The 19,883-nt window shown below is 59.6% G+C and carries 19 protein-coding genes; 12 read left to right on the forward strand and 7 right to left on the reverse strand.

The annotated features are described in order from the left end of the window. Nucleotides 1-2 precede the first annotated feature (2 nt). The 4 genes from AC4CWF_RS24630 to AC4CWF_RS24645 all read left to right on the forward strand — a co-directional run bounded on the left by AC4CWF_RS24630 (nucleotide 3) and on the right by AC4CWF_RS24645 (nucleotide 4,822). The gene (locus AC4CWF_RS24630; protein WP_491286395.1) at nucleotides 3-1,691 is read left to right on the forward strand and encodes a CocE/NonD family hydrolase; all 1,689 of its coding nucleotides are present in this window, start codon (nucleotides 3-5) and stop codon (nucleotides 1,689-1,691) included. Beyond that, on the forward strand, nucleotides 1,681-2,163 hold the full coding sequence (locus AC4CWF_RS24635; RefSeq protein WP_491286397.1) for a nucleoside deaminase: 483 nt from the start codon (nucleotides 1,681-1,683) through the stop codon (nucleotides 2,161-2,163). The genes AC4CWF_RS24630 and AC4CWF_RS24635 overlap by 11 nt, the downstream gene beginning before the upstream one ends. A 41-nt stretch (nucleotides 2,164-2,204) precedes the next feature. Then, entirely contained in the window at nucleotides 2,205-3,254 is a 1,050-nt protein-coding gene (locus AC4CWF_RS24640) for a questin oxidase family protein (RefSeq protein WP_491286399.1), read from the forward strand. A gap of 77 nt (nucleotides 3,255-3,331) precedes the next feature. Beyond that, nucleotides 3,332-4,822 carry an amidohydrolase family protein gene (locus AC4CWF_RS24645; RefSeq protein ID WP_491286401.1) on the forward strand — a complete coding sequence of 497 codons (1,491 nt, stop codon included), beginning with the start codon at nucleotides 3,332-3,334 and terminating at the stop codon, nucleotides 4,820-4,822. A 221-nt stretch (nucleotides 4,823-5,043) separates the two neighbouring features. Here the strand turns inward: AC4CWF_RS24645 and AC4CWF_RS24650 are convergent, their stop codons facing one another. The 5 genes from AC4CWF_RS24650 to AC4CWF_RS24670 all read right to left on the reverse strand — a co-directional run bounded on the left by AC4CWF_RS24650 (nucleotide 5,044) and on the right by AC4CWF_RS24670 (nucleotide 9,818). Continuing rightward, nucleotides 5,044-6,315: an HlyD family type I secretion periplasmic adaptor subunit gene (locus tag AC4CWF_RS24650; RefSeq protein ID WP_491286403.1), complete on the reverse strand. Its 1,272-nt coding sequence runs from the start codon at nucleotides 6,313-6,315 to the stop codon at nucleotides 5,044-5,046. A 58-nt stretch (nucleotides 6,316-6,373) separates the two neighbouring features. Continuing rightward, nucleotides 6,374-8,029 (reverse strand): peptidase domain-containing ABC transporter, encoded by a 1,656-nt coding sequence (locus AC4CWF_RS24655; RefSeq protein WP_491286405.1) that lies wholly within the window; start codon nucleotides 8,027-8,029, stop codon nucleotides 6,374-6,376. Between the two features lie 2 nt (nucleotides 8,030-8,031). After that, nucleotides 8,032-8,484, reverse strand: a complete 453-nt coding sequence (locus tag AC4CWF_RS24660) for a hypothetical protein (protein ID WP_491286407.1) — start codon at nucleotides 8,482-8,484, stop codon at nucleotides 8,032-8,034. A 41-nt stretch (nucleotides 8,485-8,525) separates the two neighbouring features. Beyond that, entirely contained in the window at nucleotides 8,526-9,350 is an 825-nt protein-coding gene (locus AC4CWF_RS24665; protein WP_491286409.1) for a hypothetical protein, read from the reverse strand. 216 nt (nucleotides 9,351-9,566) lie between these two features. Next, entirely contained in the window at nucleotides 9,567-9,818 is a 252-nt protein-coding gene (locus tag AC4CWF_RS24670) for a hypothetical protein (RefSeq protein ID WP_491286411.1), read from the reverse strand. Between the two features lie 203 nt (nucleotides 9,819-10,021). Here AC4CWF_RS24670 and AC4CWF_RS24675 point away from each other — a divergent pair, with 203 nt between their 5' ends. Continuing rightward, nucleotides 10,022-10,474 carry a toxin-activating lysine-acyltransferase gene (locus AC4CWF_RS24675; protein WP_491286413.1) on the forward strand — a complete coding sequence of 151 codons (453 nt, stop codon included), beginning with the start codon at nucleotides 10,022-10,024 and terminating at the stop codon, nucleotides 10,472-10,474. A gap of 295 nt (nucleotides 10,475-10,769) precedes the next feature. Here the strand turns inward: AC4CWF_RS24675 and AC4CWF_RS24680 are convergent, their stop codons facing one another. Together AC4CWF_RS24680 and AC4CWF_RS24685 are read right to left on the reverse strand one after the other, a co-directional pair. Continuing rightward, nucleotides 10,770-10,913, reverse strand: coding sequence for a hypothetical protein (locus AC4CWF_RS24680; RefSeq protein WP_491286416.1), 144 nt, complete (start codon nucleotides 10,911-10,913; stop codon nucleotides 10,770-10,772). A gap of 169 nt (nucleotides 10,914-11,082) precedes the next feature. Next, a complete protein-coding gene (locus AC4CWF_RS24685; RefSeq protein WP_491286418.1) occupies nucleotides 11,083-11,973 on the reverse strand; it encodes a LysR family transcriptional regulator in 891 nt (296 codons plus the stop codon). A gap of 156 nt (nucleotides 11,974-12,129) precedes the next feature. On the opposite strand from AC4CWF_RS24685, the gene AC4CWF_RS24690 reads away from it, so the two are divergent. The 7 genes from AC4CWF_RS24690 to AC4CWF_RS24720 all read left to right on the forward strand — a co-directional run bounded on the left by AC4CWF_RS24690 (nucleotide 12,130) and on the right by AC4CWF_RS24720 (nucleotide 19,841). Continuing rightward, nucleotides 12,130-12,576 (forward strand): (2Fe-2S)-binding protein, encoded by a 447-nt coding sequence (locus AC4CWF_RS24690; protein WP_491286419.1) that lies wholly within the window; start codon nucleotides 12,130-12,132, stop codon nucleotides 12,574-12,576. A gap of 14 nt (nucleotides 12,577-12,590) precedes the next feature. Next, entirely contained in the window at nucleotides 12,591-14,837 is a 2,247-nt protein-coding gene (locus AC4CWF_RS24695) for a xanthine dehydrogenase family protein molybdopterin-binding subunit (protein WP_491286421.1), read from the forward strand. Next, complete coding sequence (locus AC4CWF_RS24700; RefSeq protein WP_491286423.1) at nucleotides 14,834-15,205, forward strand: c-type cytochrome; 372 nt, start codon at nucleotides 14,834-14,836, stop codon at nucleotides 15,203-15,205. Before AC4CWF_RS24695 ends, AC4CWF_RS24700 begins: the two co-directional genes overlap by 4 nt. A gap of 164 nt (nucleotides 15,206-15,369) precedes the next feature. Beyond that, entirely contained in the window at nucleotides 15,370-16,800 is a 1,431-nt protein-coding gene (locus AC4CWF_RS24705) for an adenylate/guanylate cyclase domain-containing protein (protein ID WP_491286425.1), read from the forward strand. A gap of 56 nt (nucleotides 16,801-16,856) precedes the next feature. Continuing rightward, nucleotides 16,857-18,092: an MFS transporter gene (locus AC4CWF_RS24710; protein ID WP_491286427.1), complete on the forward strand. Its 1,236-nt coding sequence runs from the start codon at nucleotides 16,857-16,859 to the stop codon at nucleotides 18,090-18,092. A gap of 145 nt (nucleotides 18,093-18,237) precedes the next feature. Further along, on the forward strand, nucleotides 18,238-19,275 hold the full coding sequence (locus AC4CWF_RS24715; RefSeq protein ID WP_491287801.1) for an alpha/beta hydrolase: 1,038 nt from the start codon (nucleotides 18,238-18,240) through the stop codon (nucleotides 19,273-19,275). Between the two features lie 149 nt (nucleotides 19,276-19,424). Beyond that, nucleotides 19,425-19,841, forward strand: a complete 417-nt coding sequence (locus AC4CWF_RS24720; RefSeq protein ID WP_491286429.1) for a cyclophilin-like fold protein — start codon at nucleotides 19,425-19,427, stop codon at nucleotides 19,839-19,841. Nucleotides 19,842-19,883 lie beyond the last annotated feature (42 nt).

Genomic DNA, 19,883 nt, shown 5'->3' on the forward strand with positions numbered 1-19,883 from the left:
TCATGCTGCCACTTCGCGACATCGAAACGCTTCGGATGCGCATGACGGACGGCGTGCATCTGACAGCAGACGTCTATCGCCCCGTCGGCCCGGAGCACTATCCCGTTCTCGTCATGCGTCTGCCCTACGGGCGAAAAGTTGCCTCGACGGTCGTTCTGGCCCACCCCGCATGGTATGCGGCCCAAGGTTATGTCGTTCTGGTGCAGGATGTTCGCGGCCGTGGGGATTCGGAAGGGATCTTCAGAGTTCTGGAGGACGATGTCGCAGATGGCGCTGAGACGCTGTCGCTGGCGGCCGACCTTGACGGCGGCAATGGCAAGGTGGCGAGCTACGGCTTCAGCTACCATGGCATGAACCAGTTCCTGGCTCTTGCCGGCGCGCAAAAATCCGGCGGGAAAATGCCGGATGCGATGGCGATCGCCATGGCGGCTTTCGATGTGCGCAAACACTGGGCCTTTGAAGGCAACGGGTTCCGTCTTCAGTCCAATCAATTCTGGGCGTGCCAGATGGCCGTCGAAAATGCCCGGCGGGCCGGCGATCTCGATGTCGCCCATAGGTTGCTGGCGGCTTTGCCTTCTTTGCATTTCGGCCCGGTGCCGGCCCGGCCGGAGGTGCTGGAGCAAGCGGCGCGCTATACGCATTATCATGAATGGCTGGCTGACGATCCCTCCTATTGGCAGGCACGCTCTCCGCATTCGCAGCTTGAGGGCGTGGACCTCAATATTCCCGTCCTGCATATCGGGGGATGGAACGACATCATGCTCGAGGGCACGTTCGCCGCCTTCGAGGCATTTTCCGGCGGCAGCGGCCTGCAGCGGCTTTCCGTGGGTCCGTGGTCGCACATTCCGTGGGGACGACGGGTCGGAGCGCTGGACGCCGGACCAGACGCGGCAGACGGTATCGATCGCGAGATCCTCGCATTCTTTGACGAGGCGCTCAAAGGCCGTGAAAATCCTTATCCGACGGTCCGGCTCTACGATGTTGTCAAAAAGGCATGGGTCGGGTTCGAAAGGCTGCCGACAGCCGAGGCGCGGGTGTTTCATCTCTCATCAGCTGGCAGGGCGGCGGCAACGAGTGTCGATGGCATGCTTTCCGAGACGCCGGGACCTGCGAGCGCGGACTATCTCGTCCACGATCCCTGGCGGCCAGCCCCGAGCGTCGGCTTGCATCTCGGGACGCCATCAGATTTCGCCGACAGGGCGGCAGTGGACGACAGGGGCGATGTGCTGGTCTATACCTGCAATCCGCTCGACCGAGCGCTGCTTTTGGCAGGAGCCGCCAGAGTAACCCTCTCGATTACCGCCGACAGGCCGAGTTTTGATCTGGATTGCACCTTGAGTGTCGTTACCCCGGATGGTGCCGCGATCAGCGTGACGTCGGGACATAAAACCGTGCAGGCGGGCGAGACAGGATCACCGATCTCCGTCACATTGCGGCCCATCCATGTCACGGTGCCGGCAGGCCATTGCCTGCGTCTGTCTATCCAAGCGGCGTCCTTCCCGGCTTTTCCCGTCAATCCGGGCACCGGCGTGCGTCCAGAGGATGCAAGTGTGACGGATCGACTGGTCACGACCTTGGTGCTCCGCTCAGGCGATGGCGACAGCTCCACTCTGCACTTGCCCATGATGCGGCAAGCCGATGGAAAAGACAGCCGATCCAACACCGGAGAGGATAACGAACATGAGCCTTGATCACGAAAATCTCCTCAGATTGACGTTCGAAATTGCCCATCGGGCAAAAGCGCACGGCAATATGCCCTTCGGCGCGCTGTTGGCCGGTCCCGACGGTGAAATTCTTCTCGAGGAAGAAAACGGATATTTTCCCGATCTCGATGCGACGGCCCATGCCGAACGCCTGTTGGCGACGCGCGCCTCAAAGCTCTACCGGGAGCCGTTTCTGGCCGAATGCACCCTGTATAGTTCGGCAGAACCCTGCGCCATGTGCGCTGGCGCCATTTACTGGGTTGGCATCGGCCGGGTCGTTTATGGCCTTTCCGAACATCGGCTGAAGGTCATGACCGGCGACCACCCGGACAACCCGACCATGGACCTGCCATGCCGCGATGTTTTTGCGGCCGGCCAAAAAAAGATCGAGGTCATCGGTCCCTTGATTGAGGCGGAAGCCGAGGCTGTTCACCTGGATGCCTGGCAAGCAAGCGCGTGAAAGCCTGCGGGCATTCCGGTTTGAAGGAGGAGTTGAGATCCATGGTTCCAAACGAAAGCACTTCGGACGAACTGAACACCCTTTTGGCAGGCATGCCGGAATGGGGATCCGAATTTTCGCACACATTCGCCAACCATGCGCCGATGGTCCTCGTTGCTCTGCACCGGATCGGCGGTGCGCCGGTGCAGCTCCGGCGGTTTTTCCATCACTACCGGGACGCAAAGCGGCTCCTGCCCTTCGCCCAGCCGCAAGAGCTGCTCGATGAAAGGAACTGGAAATCCGCCATCGGCAAGCGCGAGGGCGAGCCGGACCTGCGCCTGTTCTTTGCCGGCGAGGTGGCGCGGCTTGGGCACCATGCAGCCCTGGAACGTTATCTGCCGCATCTGGCAGGCGGCATCGCCGCCAGCGCCTTTCACGCGCTGATGCGAACAGCCTATGGTGTGCTTCGCGCCGACGAGACCGATATCGCCATTGCGCTCTCCTACTGGGCGGCCACCTATCTGCAGCTTCCGCAGCCGCAGGGTGCGTCACCGATCACGAACGACCCGGCGGAAGTCCTGGCCATGACTGCGGCTATCCAGCCGCTGCATGGCCTGAAACTTCACGATCTTCTCTGGCAGAACATGCGCGACGCCGGCAACGTGCCCGAATTTGCGCCCGTCGTCGATTGGCTGGACATTGGGCCGGACACGATGGAAAAAATGGCGGCAACCGCGCTCGTCATCTTTGCGGCAACCCAGCATTTCGCCGCATTGCATATCATCACGGGGCTACACTGGATCCGTCTGCTTCAACCGCATTGCGATGAGGCAACCCTGCATCGGATGTTACGGGTGTTCTGGCAAGGGATCGCCGCGCTGATGGGCGAGCTTGGATTTCCCGACATGCCGGACAGAAAAGCCGTCGATCGCTGGCGCCACATAGAGGTGCCCGATTGGCGAGAGATTCATGCGATCGCCGCGCAAAGCTACGACGAACACGATATCAGCCTTGCGTTTTCCGCCTGCGAAGAAATGAAAATTTATGGCGATCCGCTCTATCGGGTCGTGGTCGCCCGCCGCCTCGGCCTGATCGGAGACTACACGAAATGAGCCTCAAAGAGCAAACGCCTGCCGATTGCATCATTGAAGCCGGAACCGTTTTGTGCGGCGTTTTGCCCGACGGTAGCATGTCCATGCGTCACGATGTGGGCATCCGTGTCGCGTCCGGCATGATTGCGCAGATTGGCCCTCTTACTGCTGTTGGTTATGGCAACGATCATCTGCCCCGTTTTGGATCTTGCGACATGATCGCCATGCCGGGTCTGGTCAACAGCCATCATCATTTCGGAATTACACCCCTGATGCAGGGCGTACCCTTTGCTCCGCTGGAATTATGGCTGCCGCAATTCCGGGCGATGCGCCAGATCGATGTCCGGCTCGATACGCTCTACTCCGCCATCGAGATGCTGGAAAGCGGAACGACGACGGTGCAGCATATCAACAGCGGAATGGTCGGCGCCCCGGAAAACTGGATGGCGACGGCAAACGCCACATTGGAGGCCTATGGCGAGATCGGCATGCGGGCCGGCTTTTCCTTCATGATCCGCGACCGCAACATTCTGACCTATGACGACGATGCCACGTTCCTGGCCAGCCTCCCGGAGGGGCTGCGTACCTGGATTGCGCCGAAACTCGAGGCGTCGAACATCCCGATTGCAGACCTGATGACATTTTACCGTGCGCTCAGGGAACACTGGCTCGATGCCCGGCCGGATCATGTTCGCATCAATCTCGCCCCTGCCAATCTGCACTGGTGTACGGATGAATGCCTGCAGACGATTTTCGCGACGGCCCGCGAAACCGACGCGCAGGTCCATATGCATCTTCTGGAGACCGAGCGCCAATCGCATTTCTCCCACACCAGGTTTGGCCATAGTGCTATTCAGCATTTGAAGGCGCTTGAATGCCTCGGGCCCAACGTCACGCTCGGACACGGCAACTGGATGAGCCGCGAGGATCTCGATATCGTCGCCGATTGCGGCTGCCGCATATGCCACAACGCCTCATCCGGCCTCAGGCTCGGCAGCGGCATCGCCCCCGTCAACGAAATGCGTCGCCGCGGCATTCCGGTCGCCCTTGGCATAGACCAGTCCAACATCGCCGACGATCGCGACATGACGCTGGAAATGAAGCTGGTCTGGGCGCTTCACCGGGAAACAGGCCTGTGGAACGATCGACCCGATGCGGCCGCCGTGCTGCAGATGGCGACGGAACACGGCGCCCAATCCGTCGGCTTCGGCGGATTTACGGGCCGGCTGGAACCGGGCCAGCAGGCCGATATCGTGCTGATGGATCGCCGCAAAATTGGACGACCGCATGTGAACTCCCGGACGCCGGTGGCGGAGAGCGTGCTGCATCGCGGCGGACGCCATGCGATCACGCAGGTATTCGTCGCCGGCCGCCTGGTCGTTGATGACGGCAGAGTCATCACGATAGACCGTGAGGCGGTGCTCGGTGAAATCGGCGAACGGCTGGAACAACCGGAGACGCAGGGCGAGCAGCAGGCCTGGGATGCGGTCCATGCCCTTATTCCCCACCTTGCGGCCTATCAACGCAATTCCACACCGACAGCCGGATATCGCCCCTATCGCTATAACGTTATGGCCGACGGCGAGTAGAAGCGGTCTGCGCTTCGTGACGAAGATCAGTCCTCTATAGACAGCACCGTGCCGTCGCCCCCCGAGGATGTGCCCCGAGCCGCCGGCTGACCAGATAAGGCATAGCTCTGTCTGACGTGCTGCTGCGTAGAATGGCGGGCACACGATAAACGCTTCTACGATGTCATTAATCCGGGCGCGGGCGTGAAATGCTGCGGGAAATCGACACAGGTCGTTGATGGCTAACGCTCGCCGAGACTGCCCTGAACGGACTCGACGATCGGCGCGAAGAAATATCCGATCAAGGGTCGCTCTCCGGTGACAACGTCGATGGACGCGGTCATGCCCGGTTGAAGAAGATACTGCGAACCTGCGACATCGAGAACGTTCCGGTCCAGACTGACCTTGACGATATAACCCCATGTGTCGTCCGCCTGGCGCACTGCATCAGCGGAGACATAGGTCACCTTGCCGGACAAAAAGCCGAAGCGTTCCGCCGGAAAAGCGGCAAGGTTCAGCTTGGCATCCTGCCCTATCTGCAAAAATCCGATATCCTCATTGGCAAAGACTGCCTCGACTTCGAGGCCGGCCGCATGGGGGACGATGCGCATCAATTCATCGCCGGTATCGGAAACCCCGCCAATCGTATGGACATTAAGGCCGTCGACGATGCCATCGACCGGGGCGACGAGCGTCTTGTTCTTAAAGTTCAGGTTGGCAACCCGAAGCTCTTCGGTCGCTGCCAGCATCCGGCTCTCGATCTCCGCAAGCCGTTGTCTGCTGCGGCTCAAGGCGCTCGATAGCAACTCGCTTCTTTCCGAAGAAAGACGGGCGAGATGGGAGGCCTTTTCCTCCAGTTCGCTGCGGCGGACGGCGATCTGCTTCTCCAGGCTGACGAACTCCTCGAGGTAGTTGAGATAGGAGGTTCCGCTTGCGGCCCCCTGCTGCCGCAGCTGCTCCGACGTATTGAGGCGTTCCTGCCTGATCGGCAACGACGCCTCGATTTGCGCCAGGTTCGCCCGGCTCACAGCTTGGCTCTTGAGATTTTCGTCCCGCTTCGAAAACTGCTGCCGGATCTTGTCTTTCAACTCTCCGACCTCGGCCGCCAGCAGCTTTTTTTGTTCCTCGAAATAGCTGGGTTCGCGGGTTGAGGCATTGTCGCCGGTGAATTCGCTAAGCGCCGCGCCGGCATCCGCATTGTCATCCGCTGCCAATCTGTCGATGAAACCCGTCAGCGCCTTGAGACGGAAGCGTTCGATCTCCAGATGCCTCATCTCGCGGGAAAGCATCGCCAGTTGCGCGGCCGCCTGGGTCGCATCGAATTCGATCAGGACGGTGTTGGCGGCAACGCGATCGCCATTCTTGACATGGATGGCGACGACCTTGCCGGGCGTATCCGGCTGGATCTGCTGGACCCGTGTCAACGGAACGATCCGGCCTTTGCCTCTGGCGGTAATCTCGATTTTCAGGACGAAGGCAAGCACAATGGCCGTGACAAAGGCCGCGATCAGCAAAAGAACCGTAATGTGTATGGTGGGCGAGACCGTTGGCTGGATTGGGTTGGTTCGCATCTCACTGGAACTCGATGATCTGGCTGGGATTGGGAAATGCCTGCGGCCTGTGGGTTATGATGATGATGGTGACGCTTGCACTGAGCGCGGCGAACTCCCTTGCCAGCCGTGCCTGTGTATCGTTGTCGACGGCACTGGTCGGCTCATCCAGGATGAGAACTTTCGGCCGGGTGAGAATACTTCTCGCAATCGCCAGTCGCTGCCGCTGGCCGCCGGACAGGGCGCTTCCCCGTTCACCCACTTCGGTGTGAATGCCCTTGGGGAGCGAATCCACAAGCTCTTGCGCGGCGGCGGATTTAAGGGCGGCCCTGATCTCGTCGTCGCTGACATCATCTGACGCCATCCGCAAGTTGCTGAGGATCGAGCCCTCGAAAAGATAGGCCTCTTGCGGGACATAGGCGATCTTGGACCGGACGTCGTGGGGGTCATGATCCCGAAGGTTAAGGCCGCCGATGGTGACGCTGCCGGAAGAGGGTATTTCGAGACCGGCGGCAAGGCGGCCGAATGTCGATTTTCCCGTCCCGGACGGGCCGACAACGAGGTTCAGGCTGCGGCCTTCGGCATGGAACGCGAAGTCGCTGAGAACCGGCACGCCGTCCACATAGCTGAAGGAAACCGAGGACAGGGTCAGGCTCGGTTCCACCGTGTCGGGCAGCCTCGGCAGGGTGTCGAACGGCTCCGTCGGCGCGTTGAGGACGTCTGCCAGTCGCTGGCGGGACACCCGCGCATTCTGCCAGCGCTCCCACAGTTCGGAAAAGGTGGCAATTGGACCCAGAACCTTATCTGATATCAGGTAGAAGGCCACCAGCTGACCGAGCGTGAGACTTCCGGCAAATACCAGCTTGGACCCGATCAGCAAAACGAGGATCGTCAGGCCGCGGTTGACGACGAAATTCAGCTGCGCCGAATAGATGTCGATCTTGCCGGCATTCAACCCCGTCGCCAGCAGCCGGCTCAATGTAGTGTTCAACTGGTCGATTGCCTGCCTTTCGGCGCCGAGCGACTTCACGGTTGCAATACCCGTCAGTGACTCGACCATCTTCGACTGGTGATGGGCGGAGGCATCGAAGCGGGCCCGTAGATGCCGTCGTAGAAACGGTCCGAAGACGAAATAAACGGCGGCCTGAATAGGCAGTGCTGCGATGATGAGCCAGGTCAGTGGCGCGGAGAGGGAGAAAAGCACGGCCAGATAGATCGCGACGAACAGAACGTCGAGAAAGACGCCGGCCGTTGCCGCAATCAGAAAGTTCCGGATCGTATCGGTCTCCGACAGACGGGAGAGCGTTTCGCCGATGTTCCATTTCCGGAAGTAGGAATAGGGAAGGCTGAACAGATGCCGAAAAATCCGGCTTCCAAGCTCCTGCGTCACGCGGTTGGACCCGATAATCCCCAGATAGGCCGAGAGCATCTGAAATCCGACCTGGAAAAGGCTGACAGCGGTGAAGATCAAAAGTACGACGGTCAGCGTCGTCTCGCGCTGAAAGGGCAGAACACGGTCGATGATCACCTGGAAGATAAAGGGTTCGACGAGCGCGATCAGCCTCAGGCATATCGCCAGTCCCAGCAGTTCGGCATAGATCGAGCGATAATTCCATATCGCATCGGCAAACCATTTCAGCGGCACCTCGGCCTTGGTGTGGGACTGGGCGTGCTGCATGCTCAGGCCCCGGACGCCGCCGCCGACGGATGCCCTGGCGGCAGCCAGGCATCATCGCCGGACGTTCGAGGGGAAACCTTCCGCGCGTAATCGATCCGCAGTTCATGGCCACGCGGGGTAGCGGCAAGGATGGCACTGATAAACAGGTTGCCGATATAGACCAGGGTGGCGCAACTGAGGCTGTCGAGGAAGATCATCAGGACGTGGACCGGCCATACCGCATCCGCTGTGGTCGCCTGCAAACCGGTGAGCGTCGACAGGCCGGGGAGCAGATGCAGGAGGAGGGCAATCCAGAACGCAGCGCAGAAAGCGCATCGCCATTGTCCATACAGCGTCTGGAGCCAGCGCGGGCTTCTGTCGAGAAGCGTGTTGAACCAGGTGCCCCAGTAGGGCAGCTTTTCCCAGATCAGGATGTACAACGACAGCGTGATGAGCGCAGCGGTGAAATCGATCATTTCGGCCTCCCGGGTTGCCTGCCATTGGCAGCAAGGCGAAGTTACCAGCAGCGTTCGTCAAACAGATCGTCGTTGCTGCCCCAGCGGTGGTAGTAGGCCGACATCTGCAGTTTCAGGAACCCGAAGAGGCCGACCGGGGCAGGATTGCTGCCGCCACTTTGGCCGATCTGACTGGTCAGCATGACGTCGAACGGACATAGTCCGCTTGCGGCGTTCTTCTGCAATTCGTCACGCCTTGCAGCGCCGGTCAGGTTTCCCAGCGCTTCGTCATGATCATAGAGGATGGTCTTCAGCTTGAATTCCGGATCGTTGACGTCGGACGCAAGATTGTACTCCTGGAAGATCTCCTGGAGCGTCACGGAGTTGGTGAAACGCTGGTTTTGAGGCGCGGACAGGCCTTGGAGAAACGGCGTGTTTACATAAACGACGGAGCGCTCGATTTTCGTATCGGCAAGCCGGTACGCCGCACCGTTCCGGATGACGTTATCGAAGTCGATCTTGGCAAATTCGGAATTGAAGAAAAACGGTGTTCCATTGAAATTGCGCAGGGTGGCAGACAGATAAGCCCAGAAGGCTTCCGCGCGTTCATTGGGATAGACCTGGCGGACGGTGCCCTGCAATTTGCTGACGAAATCAATGACGCCGCTGTCGAGCGTCCTCGAGGGCGAGGCCACATAGACAAACCGGTCTTGCCCGAACATATTTCCGGCGTCTTCTGTCAGGTCCACTGTGCGGCCGCTGAGATCGCCAAGAAAGCCATAAGCCGACCGTACAAGGGTTTTGCTCTCTGCAGATGCATCCCCGTTAATGCCAACGCGGATGACCTGCGGCGCCTCCTCGCGCGAAAATGCGCTGCTGGTGATCATGTTGATCTGCACGCCATTCTCGAAAAGGGCGCGATCGACGAAACGGTTGTAACTGGATCTGACCGACGAAAGATGCACAGCCGCTACGGCCACAAACACCGCACCGATGACAGCAGATATTGCGAGGATCGTTTTTTGTATGGCGATAATCCCACCTCCTGAAAAGCGTCCGGGCGAAAACCGCCGCCCGGGCACCAAAACTGGTCAAGATGAGAATTATCTTCCTCCGTCAAAGCGGCTATAACCGCCTTGCGAGAACTGCCCCGGATCGCTTGAGTGGCAACTGCTGCAGCCATTGCCGTTCAACGAACTCCACGTGTGATCATTGAAACCAAAATTGCCGTCGGGATCGCGGTCTCTGGCGCTTCTCCCCGTATCGGTCATGCCGTCGCGGTTGTTGCCAAGCCGGCCGGTCTTGTCTCTCTGGTTGACGTTATCGCCACCACCACTTGAGTTTCCGCTTCCCATTCGAATTCTCCTCTTCAAAAATGCGAGCGTAATTCCAGTTAGGTCATCGATATGATGCATATTTGATATGCATCATGCTGGATAAAGCCGAGGGGCGCCCTAAAGTTCCAGGCAAAACGCAATTCTTCGTGTTTGCGTGCGATGCCGACGCGCCTCTGCCCGGTGCGGCGCCGCGACACCGGCAATAGACATTGGAGCATGGAATGAGGTTGGTCGAAGGGGCGCCAGAGGGGCGCGTGTACGGCTTTTTCGAGATTTTCGGAATGATGACCGCGATCTCTCTCGATTCTCACTATCGCCATTATAGCGTCGAACAGTTGGGCAGTTACCTTATTCCGCCGCTGGATGCGCACCAGTTCAAGGTCTATCTCGACAGCAGGGGCCGGCCGGCCGCGTTCGTTACCTGGGCCCTGGTCGATGAGCAGCATCATCGCGCCCTGCACGACGAGGGGATCAACCCGCCTGCCAGTGCATGGAATTCAGGCTCGAACCTCTGGTTCACCGATCTGGTAGCGCCTGCGGGCGACGTCAGGGCAATCGTCCGAGACATTCAGAAGAACATCTTCCCCGACAGGCACGCCTATTCGATCAGACGCAACTCGGTTGGCGGCGTCAGACGAATATGCACCTGGAGAAACGCGCTCAGTACGCAATAGCGCCGTCCTCTGAAGGCGTGTGCACGTCAAGCCGCATCGCAACGAAAGGTCAGTCAGCCATAGAAGGCGTTCAAACTGCCTGGCCCCCAAAACCGCCAACGGCGTTTCAGCAATCGATCCTCAATCACATAGGCCAAGACGGTTCCAACATCCCCTTCCCCATCCAGAACAAGGGCCAGGGCGTCGGAGAGCGGTGAGAACCAGGCACCGCCGCAGCAAAACTGCCGACGTCCTCGTGGTCGAAGATCAGCCCCGGGTCGAGCTCCACCTGAAATGCGTCCTCCACCTCACCGCATCACAGCACCGCATCGATGGACTGCAAGCCCCAATCCTCGAGAAAGGTCTCAAGGCCGATGGACGCCTCGTCCTGCTTCGTCAGCGCTGCAATGCGACGTACGAGAAAGGCATCGAGCTCACCACCGGGCAAAACTTCAGGCATCATGCGGTCCTTACAGGAACATTCGGCAGGCAGGGAAGGCTTTCCAGTGCAATGGTCTGGGACAGCACACCCTGTGAATGCCGTTGCGGATCCAGCTCCTCGGAAGGCTATTGACAACGAACTGGCACTGCGTCGAGGATTGCTTTCGCCGAAAGTCATTCGGGATGGCTTACCGCTGACGGAGCGCCTCGACGACGATGCGAAAGGCTGGAGAATTCTGGTGACGGCTCGGATAGTATAGATAGTAGCCAGGAAAAGCTGGCGTCCAATCTTCCAGAAGGGTTACCAGTTCCCCGGAAGCGAGTTGAGTGCCGACGAGATCTTCAGGCACATAGGCGATCCCGAGGCCCTTCACTGCTGCCTGGACCATCGGATATGAGCTATTGAATGTCAGCTGACCGGCAACGCGAACCCTGATCTCCTGCGCGGATTTCTCGAACTCCCATGCGTAGAGACCGCCCGCGGTTGCCTGACGCATGTTGATACAATTATGCGAAAGTAGATCCTGCGGGTGCTGCGGCACCGACTTGTCCGCAAGATATTGCGCCGAAGCGACCACCAGCATCCGCCAGTCCGGACCGATACGGACAGCGATCATATCCTTCTCGATACTCTCGCCCAAGCGGACACCTGCATCGAAACCGTCCTCGACGATATTGCGCAAGCCGTTGTCTCGACTGAGTTCGACGCGGATTTCCGGATAGGCTTTGAGAACGGGTTCGAGCTTGGGCCAGGCGACCGTTTCCAGGGCGTGGTCAGACAAGGTAATCCGGACAGTGCCCGAAGGCTTGTCGCGAAGATCCGAAAGCGCCTCGAGCTGATCTCGGATTTCCTTGATGCTCGGCAGCAGCGCGTAGAACAGCCTGTCGCCGGCTTCTGTCAGTGAGACGCTTCGCGTGGTGCGCGTAAAAAGGCGCAATCCCAAGCGATTTTCCAGCCGTTTGATGGTGTGGCTGAGCGTCGACTGCGTAATCCCAAGCTTTGCCGCCGCCTTGGTGAAGCTGCGGTCTTCGGCAACCGCCAGAAACCAGAGCAAGTCGTTGAAATCTTCCCTGGGCATTCGTCACTCCGCATGTCGACAGCCATTTATGGCGCAGGTCGATAAATCTAAGCGATTGCAGACCACTAATGCATATCAAAAGTACTTGATAGGCTGTGTCATGGATCAGTCCTGCACTGTCCCCACGCCCCCAGGAACCGATCGAAGGACGACAGCATGGAACTCAACATCAACGGAAGACAGCACGTTGTCGATATCGAAGCTGATACGCCTTTGCTCTGGGTGCTTCGCGATACGCTGGGAATGACCGGAACCAAGTATGGCTGCGGCGTTGCGCAATGCGGCGCCTGCACGGTTCTCGTCGATGGGCAGCCGACCCGCTCCTGCGTCATGACGGTCGACGCGCTGGTGGGCACGCAAATTACCACGATCGAGGCGATCACCAATGATCCGGTTGGCCAGAAGGTGGTCGAGGCTTGGGTCGCAAATCAGGTGCCGCAATGCGGTTACTGTCAGTCCGGCCAGGTCATGGCCGCGACCGCACTGCTCAAAGAGACGCCCCAGCCGACGGACGACGACATTGCCGCCGCCATGGTCAATCTCTGTCGTTGTGGAACCTATAACGCCATCGCTGCTGCCGTGCGCGAAGCGGCGCAGGCTTGATCGGGAGGATCACCATGAACCAGGTCCATATTGACGCTGCCGGCAATGCCACGAGCCATGACACACCGTTCAAGGTCTCGCGCCGTGGGTTCCTCGGCTCGGTGGCCGGCGCACTTGTTCTCGGCGTGACCCTCCCCGGCGCGATCCGCCCGGCGCTCGCTCAAGCCGCCACTGCAGCAGCGGCTCCGGGAACCCGCGTCCCCGCCTTCATCGAGATCCGCCCCGATAGCACGGTGTTTTTCCGGAGCGCCTTCATCGAGGGTGGTCAGGGCATCTTCACCGCCATGGCACAGATCGTTGGCGAAGAACTCGATGTCGACCCCGCCAATTTCGTGGTCGAGGCGGCACCGCCCGGTCCGGACTATGGCCTGATCGGCGGTTTCCGCTTCACCGGCGGCAGTTTTTCGGTTCGCTCAAGCTATGACCTCATGCGCAAGCTCGGTGCGTCGGCGCGTGCCATGCTGCTGCAGGCTGCCGCCGAGAGACTGTCGGCACCGGTTGCAGAGCTTTCGACCGAGCCGGGTCGTGTGCTGCATGGAGCGTCCGGCCGTAGCCTTGCTTATGGCGAGATCGCAGAGGCTGCGGCGCTGCTTTCGGTTCCGGAAACCATCACGCTCCGCGCGCCCAAGGACTTTCGCTGGATCGGAAAACCGGTCGAACGTCTGGATATCCGGGCGAAGTCGACGGGCAAGGCCCAGTATGCGATCGATACCAAGGTCGAGGGCATGCTCTTTGCCGCCGTCCAGCACAGTCCAAGGCTTGGTGGTGAGCCCGGCAGCCTCGCCAATGAGGCGGAGGTGAAGGGGCGCAACGGCGTGCATTCGGTGCACACGCTGCCCGGTGCTGTCGCCGTGGTCGCCGACAGTTGGTGGCGCGCACGCATGGCAGTCGAGGCCCTGCAAGTCACCTGGACGGAAGCGGCTGCAGGAACGCCTCATGCCATGCCTGCCAGTTTCTCCAGCGCCGACCACATGCAAAAGCTCAAGGCAACCAACGGCGACGGCGTAACCTTCGAGGAAGAAGGGGATACAGCCGCTGCGCTTTCATCGGCTGCCAAGGTGGTGGAAGCGACCTATGACGCGCCGCATCTCGTCCATGGCCAGTTGGAACCGCCATCGGCGGTGGCCCGCTGGAACGAGGACGGTACGCTCGAACTCTGGATACCGAACCAGGCGCCGGAAATGTTTCAGGCAGATGCGGCCAAGGTGGCGGGCATCGCGCCTGAGAAGGTCATCGTCCACTCGCCGATGCTGGGTGGCTTTTTCGGTCGTCACTTCCTTTACCAGAGCGCCAATCCTTATCCGCAGGCCATCCTGCTTTCAAAGGCGGTCGGGCGTCCGATCAAGCTCGTCTGGAGCCGCGAGGAGGAATTTCTGCGCGACACGCTGCGGCCGATGGCAGCGGTTCGCTTCCGCGCAGGCCTCGACCAGAACGGCAATCCGACGGCGTTTTCAGCGGTTGCGGTGGGCGAAGGTGCGACGGGACGTTGGTATGGCCGCCAGCCCGACAAGGTCGACAGTTCTGCCGTCGAGGGCATTGCCGGCAAGGTCTACGCGATCCCCAACAAGCGGATCGCCCAGATCCATGTCGACGATCCCGCCATCATCGGATTCTGGCGCTCGGTCGGTCATTCGATGAACGACTTCTTCTCGGAAACCTTCTTCGATGAGATGGCGGATGCCGGCACGAAGGACCCCTATGAACTCCGCCTTGCGCTCCTGCAAAACAGCCCGCGCCATCTCACGCTGCTGCAGGCTGTGGCCGCGCTTTCCGGTGGCTGGAAACGCGGGCCCTTCGCCGCAGAGGATGGCACACGCCGCGCCCGCGGCGTCGCCATGGCCTCTCCCTTCGGAAGCGAAGTGGCGACGATTGCGGAAGTCTCGCTTTCGGATGGTCAGGTCGTGGTGCATGACGTCTGGGTCGCCATCGATCCGGGCACGGTGGTCAATCCGAGGGTGATCGAGCATCAGGTCAACTCCGCCGTTGCACTCGGCGTTTCCTCCGCACTTCTGGAAGAGGTCGTCTATGTCGATGGTCTTCCCCAGGCGCGCAACTACGACGGTTATCCGATCCTGACGCCGGACCGCATGCCGAGAGTGCATGTCCGCATCATCGAAAGCGGTGCGCCGATCGGCGGTATTGGTGAACCCGGCCTGCCGGGCGTACCTCCCGCCATCGCCAATGCCGTGGCCGTCCTTGCCACAGAACGACCGCGCAGCCTGCCGCTGTCGAAGACAACATTCCAGGAGAAGCAGGGATGATGAGGTTTATCCAGCAGATCGCCGCCGCAGTGATCGCCACCGTTGTCTTGGCACTTCAGGCTCATGCCCAGGATGCGGCAGACGGACAGAAGCTGTTCCAACAGCGCTGCGGTGCCTGTCATCAGATCGACAGCACCCGCAACGGCGTCGGCCCGCATCTGCAAGGGGTGATCGGCAGAGCGGCCGGAAGCGTCGAAGGCTTCCGCTATTCGCCCGCCATGCAGGGCGCGGGCATCACCTGGGATGCCGCCCAGCTCGACATATTCCTCACCAATCCGGGTGGGCTGGTGAAGGGAACGCGCATGACCCAGCGTTTTGCCAAGGCTGACGAACGCAAGGCAATCATCGACTTCCTCGCGACGCGCTGACTGAACTGCTTTCCGGCGGGACAGAGGTGACCCTGGTCAAGCCGGCAGGTCGACACGTCAGGCCGGGCCCATGTCTGCTTGGAAGCGCGGATATGCGGCCCGGCGGACTATTCGATTGCACGCTGAGCGGAGGACGCAGAGCGTGTCCGCAGTTTCAAGGGTCCATGACACTGTCCCAGGATCCGATATTGCCAACGACTATCGCGGAAGGAGCGACTTTGGCTATTGATGGCGCGGTTGCGCAACAAGCCAGTACCATAGCGACTGCGTTATCCAACGCGGAAAGAAAAGGGTTCCGGATTGCGATGATCGGCCGAACGGTCGCCGTGATGATGATCGCTTTTGCGCTGTTGCTCAGCTACTACTTTCCCATCAATATTGGCATTGCTGCGATCACATCCTTGATCGCCTTGGGCGGGCTGTTATCGCTGGCAGCCGTCCGCACCCGCTACGAACGCCACGCTCGCTATGCCGTGTTCGCCTTTGATGCGACAGTGGTGACTGTGCTTCTGGCCTTCATCCCGCTCAGCAGTGGCGGGGACGTGCCTCAAAACATGGTATTTCTCACCAGTTCCGTCCAGTATTACTATGTGGTGATTGCAGCGGCGGTTCTAACGCTGTCGCCGCCACTGGTGCTGTGGACGGGTGCCTGGGCAGCCATCGGACTGCTTTTTGCCACCGGGTGGATCCTGTCGGGCATGGAGAAGGTGGTGAGCTACAACAGTCTCCCGATCTCTCCATCCCCGGACATTTACATTCAGACAGTCCTCGATCCTGACTTTTTAGGCATCGCCTCCCGCCTGCAGGAAGCTCTTATCCTGACACTTGTCACGGCGATCGCGGCCTTGACGGTTCATCGCGCACGTCGTGTGGTGAGCGAGCATGCACAAGCAGAAGCCAACCGGCATAGATTGCAAAGCCTTTTCGGACGCTACGTGCCGGCACCGATATTACGCGAACTGCTGGACGAGGGGCATCTTATTCCCCAGGCCCGCCAGGCGACATTGATGTTTGCCGATATTGCAGGTTTCACACGTCTGTCAGAGGGGCTGCACCCCACCACACTCGTCCATTTGCTGAACGAGTTTTTCAGTGCCGTAACAAACATCGTCGATGAGCACGGCGGCGTGGTCATCAACTACCTTGGGGATGCGTTGCTGATTTCGTTCAACGCGCCGCTGTCCAAGGAGGATCACGCTGCATCAGCAGTAAAAACCGCACAAGACATTCTGGCAATGATAGAGCAGCGGGAATTCGACGGGCAAAAGATGCGCCTGCGTATTGGCATCGCAACAGGGCTGATCGCAGCCGGTACGGTCGGCGCAGGCGCTCGCCAGACCTATACCCTTTATGGTGATGCCGTGAATCTTGCTCAGAGATTGCAGGAACTCAACAAGGAAACCGGTACATCCTGCCTGATCTGTGGCACGACTGCACAGCAGATAAGGGGTTCCCCTCCCCTGATGCGCGTGGGAACTTTTGCAATCCGCAATCTGCGTAGCCCGATAGACGTCTTCTGCCCCGCGAAAACGGATGACGTCTTCCCGCCTCATGGCCTCCTGCAATCGTCCCCGATTGATGGCTCAGATCGATAAGTCCAAGCGGATTACGATGGCTAATCTTCGAACTGTGATCGGCATATCTTGCCGCCATGACACAACAAGCTCCGACCCGATCTGACGTCAACACCCCCGACATTAAAGATGCGGTCGCGATTACTCCCATCTCGGATGTGCCGATTGCCGCCTGGGGCGCTGTTGTCTCGATGGCCTTATGCGTATCCGTCCTCATCGCGTCCGAGTTCATGCCCGTCAGCCTTCTCTCTCCAATCGCACTGGAATTGGGTGTAACGGAAGGCCGCGCCGGCCAGGCGATTTCGATCTCCGGCATCTTTGCAGTTGTCACCAGTATTTGCGTGGCTGGACTGACGCGTCGGCTGGACAAGCGGCTGGTTCTTGCTTCGTTTTCACTGATCCTGGTGATCTCGGGAACGATCGTCACATTCGCCCCGAACTATCTCGCATTGATGATCGGCCGCGCTTTGCTGGGTATCGCGATCGGCGGCTTCTGGTCGATGTCCACCTCGATCGTTATGCGGCTGGTTCCGGAAGGCTCGGTGCCAAAGGGCCTTGCGATGCTCAACGCCGGCAACGCCATCGCCGCGACGATCTCAGCGCCTCTGGGAAGCCTGCTCGGCAGCTACATTGGCTGGCGCGGCGCGTTTTTTGCCGTCGTTCCGCTGGCACTGCTGGCGCTCGTTTGGCAGTGGATCAGCCTGCCGTCTCTCCCGCCGCGTCGAAGCGAGGGCTCGTCGAATGTCTTCCGTCTGCTGCTTCGGCCACCGGTGGCTATCGGCATGGCCTCGATCATGTTTCTCTTCATGGGCCAGTTCGCGCTGTTTACGTATCTGCGCCCCTTCCTGGAAACCGTCACGTCCGTCTCGATCTCGACCCTCTCGCTGCTTCTTCTGTTGATGGGCCTGGCGGGCGTCGCCGGGACCACAATCATAAGCCACCTGCTTCAACAGCGGTTGTTCGTCATTCTTGGCACAATCCCGCTGATCATGGCCGTGATTGCATTGGGCCTGATCGCATTCGGATCATCCCCAAACATCACTGCCGTCCTTCTGATCGGCTGGGGTCTGTTCAGCACGGCTGCTCCCGTTGGCTGGGGGACCTGGCTCAGCCGGACCATGGCCGATGATGCGGAGGCCGGTGGCGGGCTCCAGGTGGCCATTATCCAGCTTGCGATCACCCTTGGCGCATCCATCGGAGGCATGCTGTTCGACGGCTACGGCTGGTGGAGCACATTCCTGCTCGCCGCAGCGCTGCTTGTCGGATCGTTCCTGTTCGCCGTCGCCGCATGGCGGCTTTCAACCCGCCGATGAAACCGGCGGCCATTCCATCCAGCTCCATTCCATTCACCTCAAATCCCGTTGCATCACCACTCAAGGAGACATGCAGATGACCAACCACATTCAAAATGACACTCAACCGTTGAAGCCCGGCATTGATCGGCGAAACCTGCTCAAAATGACGGGCGCCGGCGTTGCCGCCCTTGGAGCACTGTCCATGTTCGATTCCACAACTGCAAAGGCGCAAGACATGTCCAACGGCGCGTCCAATTTCTATACCAGCGATCGTGTTAGCCTGCAGAAGGTCACGTTCAAGAGCCAGTACCAGATGACTGTCGCTGGCAATCTCTTCCTTCCCAGAAACCTCGACCGCGCAGTGAAGAACCCGGCCATCATCGTTGGCCATCCGATGGGTGCGGTGAAGGAGCAGAGCGCCAATCTCTACGCAACCAAGATGGCGGAACAGGGTTTTGTCACTATCTCGATCGACTTGCCTTTCTGGGGTGAAAGCGAAGGCGCGTCCCGCAACCTTGTTTCGCCGGAAATTTATGCCGAAGCATTCAGCGCCGGCGTTGACTTCCTCGGCTCTCAGGCTTTCGTTGATCGCGCCAATATCGGCGCCATCGGCGTTTGCGGCAGCGGCAGTTTCGTCATCAGCGCTGCCAAGATCGATCCGCGTATCAAGGCCGTCGCAACCGTTAGCATGTACGACATGGGCGCGGCCTTCCGCGATGCACTGAACAAGTCCCAGACGGTCGAGCAACGCAAAGCCTTCATCGCAACGGCAGCCGAACAGCGCTGGGCAGAGGTCGATGGCGCAGACATTCAATACATTGGCGGCACCACGCTCGAACTGACGGCCGAAACGGACCCGATCCAGCGTGAGTTCTATGACTTCTACCGCACGCCGCGCGGTGAGTTCACGCCTGCAGGGGTTGCCAGAGAAACAACGACGAAACCGACCCTCAGCAGCGCCGTCAAGTTCATGAACTTCTACCCGTTCAACGATATCGAGACGATCTCCCCTCGCCCGATGCTGTTCATCTCCGGCGATCAGGCGCATTCGAAGGAATTCAGCCAGGACGCCTATAACCGTGCTGCGGAACCAAAGGAACTGGTCTGGATCAAGGGTGCCGGCCACGTCGATCTCTACGATCGCGTTGATCTCATCCCGTTCGACAGGCTGAAGGGTTTCTTCGATCAGCACCTTGCTTGAGCAGGTAGCGGAACTGACTTCACCACGTCGGTGACGCTATTTTTCACATTGGACGGCGGCCGTCGCTGGTGCCGCCGTTCTCTCCTATTATCCAATGGCTGGTTTGAAGTCCGCCGAACAAGTCGTTCTCGATCAAGGAATGGTGGGACATGAAATATCTTGCAAAAGCAGCGTTCGTTGCCGCCTCGCTTGCAATGCCAATGGAAGGATCCGCTTTGGCCCAAGATCGCATTTCGATTTCCTCCGACTGGGGCAACGTTACGGCCGAGCTGGCCGATAACGTGGCTGCTCGCGCCCTGTCGGAAATGCTGCCGCTCACGATCGAGATGGACGATCATCTGCGCCAGGAAAAGACAGGCAAGCTGCCGGCTGCCTTGCCGGCCGCGTCACGCCAGCGAGAATTTTCGGCAGGCACGCTTGGTCTTTGGAGTTCGGGAGACTTCGTCATTTATTACCGTGATGGACGCGTGCCGTCGCCCGGCATCGTCATACTGGGCAAGGTCCAGGGCGATATCTCGATCTTTGACCGTCCCGGCAAGGTGACGATCAGCATTCAGGGTGATTAGAGCGTTTCCCTAACTGATTGAATCGGATGGCTTTGCAAATCA

It is taken from the genome of Neorhizobium sp. PAMB6630 (assembly GCF_058242775.1).

What these genes read in the sequence shown, in the direction of transcription:
- AC4CWF_RS24675 (WP_491286413.1), top strand. Translation starts at nt 10,022, where the DNA reads ATGAGGTTGGTCGAAGGGGCGCCAGAGGGGCGCGTGTACGGCTTTTTC.
- AC4CWF_RS24705 (WP_491286425.1), top strand. Translation starts at nt 15,370, where the DNA reads ATGACACTGTCCCAGGATCCGATATTGCCAACGACTATCGCGGAAGGA.
- AC4CWF_RS24680 (WP_491286416.1), bottom strand. Translation starts at nt 10,913, where the DNA reads ATGCCTGAAGTTTTGCCCGGTGGTGAGCTCGATGCCTTTCTCGTACGT.
- AC4CWF_RS24715 (WP_491287801.1), top strand. Translation starts at nt 18,238, where the DNA reads ATGACGGGCGCCGGCGTTGCCGCCCTTGGAGCACTGTCCATGTTCGAT.
- AC4CWF_RS24690 (WP_491286419.1), top strand. Translation starts at nt 12,130, where the DNA reads ATGGAACTCAACATCAACGGAAGACAGCACGTTGTCGATATCGAAGCT.
- AC4CWF_RS24695 (WP_491286421.1), top strand. Translation starts at nt 12,591, where the DNA reads ATGAACCAGGTCCATATTGACGCTGCCGGCAATGCCACGAGCCATGAC.
- AC4CWF_RS24645 (WP_491286401.1), top strand. Translation starts at nt 3,332, where the DNA reads ATGTCCATGCGTCACGATGTGGGCATCCGTGTCGCGTCCGGCATGATT.
- AC4CWF_RS24685 (WP_491286418.1), bottom strand. Translation starts at nt 11,973, where the DNA reads ATGCCCAGGGAAGATTTCAACGACTTGCTCTGGTTTCTGGCGGTTGCC.
- AC4CWF_RS24640 (WP_491286399.1), top strand. Translation starts at nt 2,205, where the DNA reads ATGGTTCCAAACGAAAGCACTTCGGACGAACTGAACACCCTTTTGGCA.
- AC4CWF_RS24720 (WP_491286429.1), top strand. Translation starts at nt 19,425, where the DNA reads ATGAAATATCTTGCAAAAGCAGCGTTCGTTGCCGCCTCGCTTGCAATG.
- AC4CWF_RS24665 (WP_491286409.1), bottom strand. Translation starts at nt 9,350, where the DNA reads ATGATCACCAGCAGCGCATTTTCGCGCGAGGAGGCGCCGCAGGTCATC.
- AC4CWF_RS24670 (WP_491286411.1), bottom strand. Translation starts at nt 9,818, where the DNA reads ATGGGAAGCGGAAACTCAAGTGGTGGTGGCGATAACGTCAACCAGAGA.
- AC4CWF_RS24630 (WP_491286395.1), top strand. Translation starts at nt 3, where the DNA reads ATGCTGCCACTTCGCGACATCGAAACGCTTCGGATGCGCATGACGGAC.
- AC4CWF_RS24655 (WP_491286405.1), bottom strand. Translation starts at nt 8,029, where the DNA reads ATGCAGCACGCCCAGTCCCACACCAAGGCCGAGGTGCCGCTGAAATGG.
- AC4CWF_RS24700 (WP_491286423.1), top strand. Translation starts at nt 14,834, where the DNA reads ATGATGAGGTTTATCCAGCAGATCGCCGCCGCAGTGATCGCCACCGTT.
- AC4CWF_RS24635 (WP_491286397.1), top strand. Translation starts at nt 1,681, where the DNA reads ATGAGCCTTGATCACGAAAATCTCCTCAGATTGACGTTCGAAATTGCC.
- AC4CWF_RS24710 (WP_491286427.1), top strand. Translation starts at nt 16,857, where the DNA reads ATGACACAACAAGCTCCGACCCGATCTGACGTCAACACCCCCGACATT.
- AC4CWF_RS24660 (WP_491286407.1), bottom strand. Translation starts at nt 8,484, where the DNA reads ATGATCGATTTCACCGCTGCGCTCATCACGCTGTCGTTGTACATCCTG.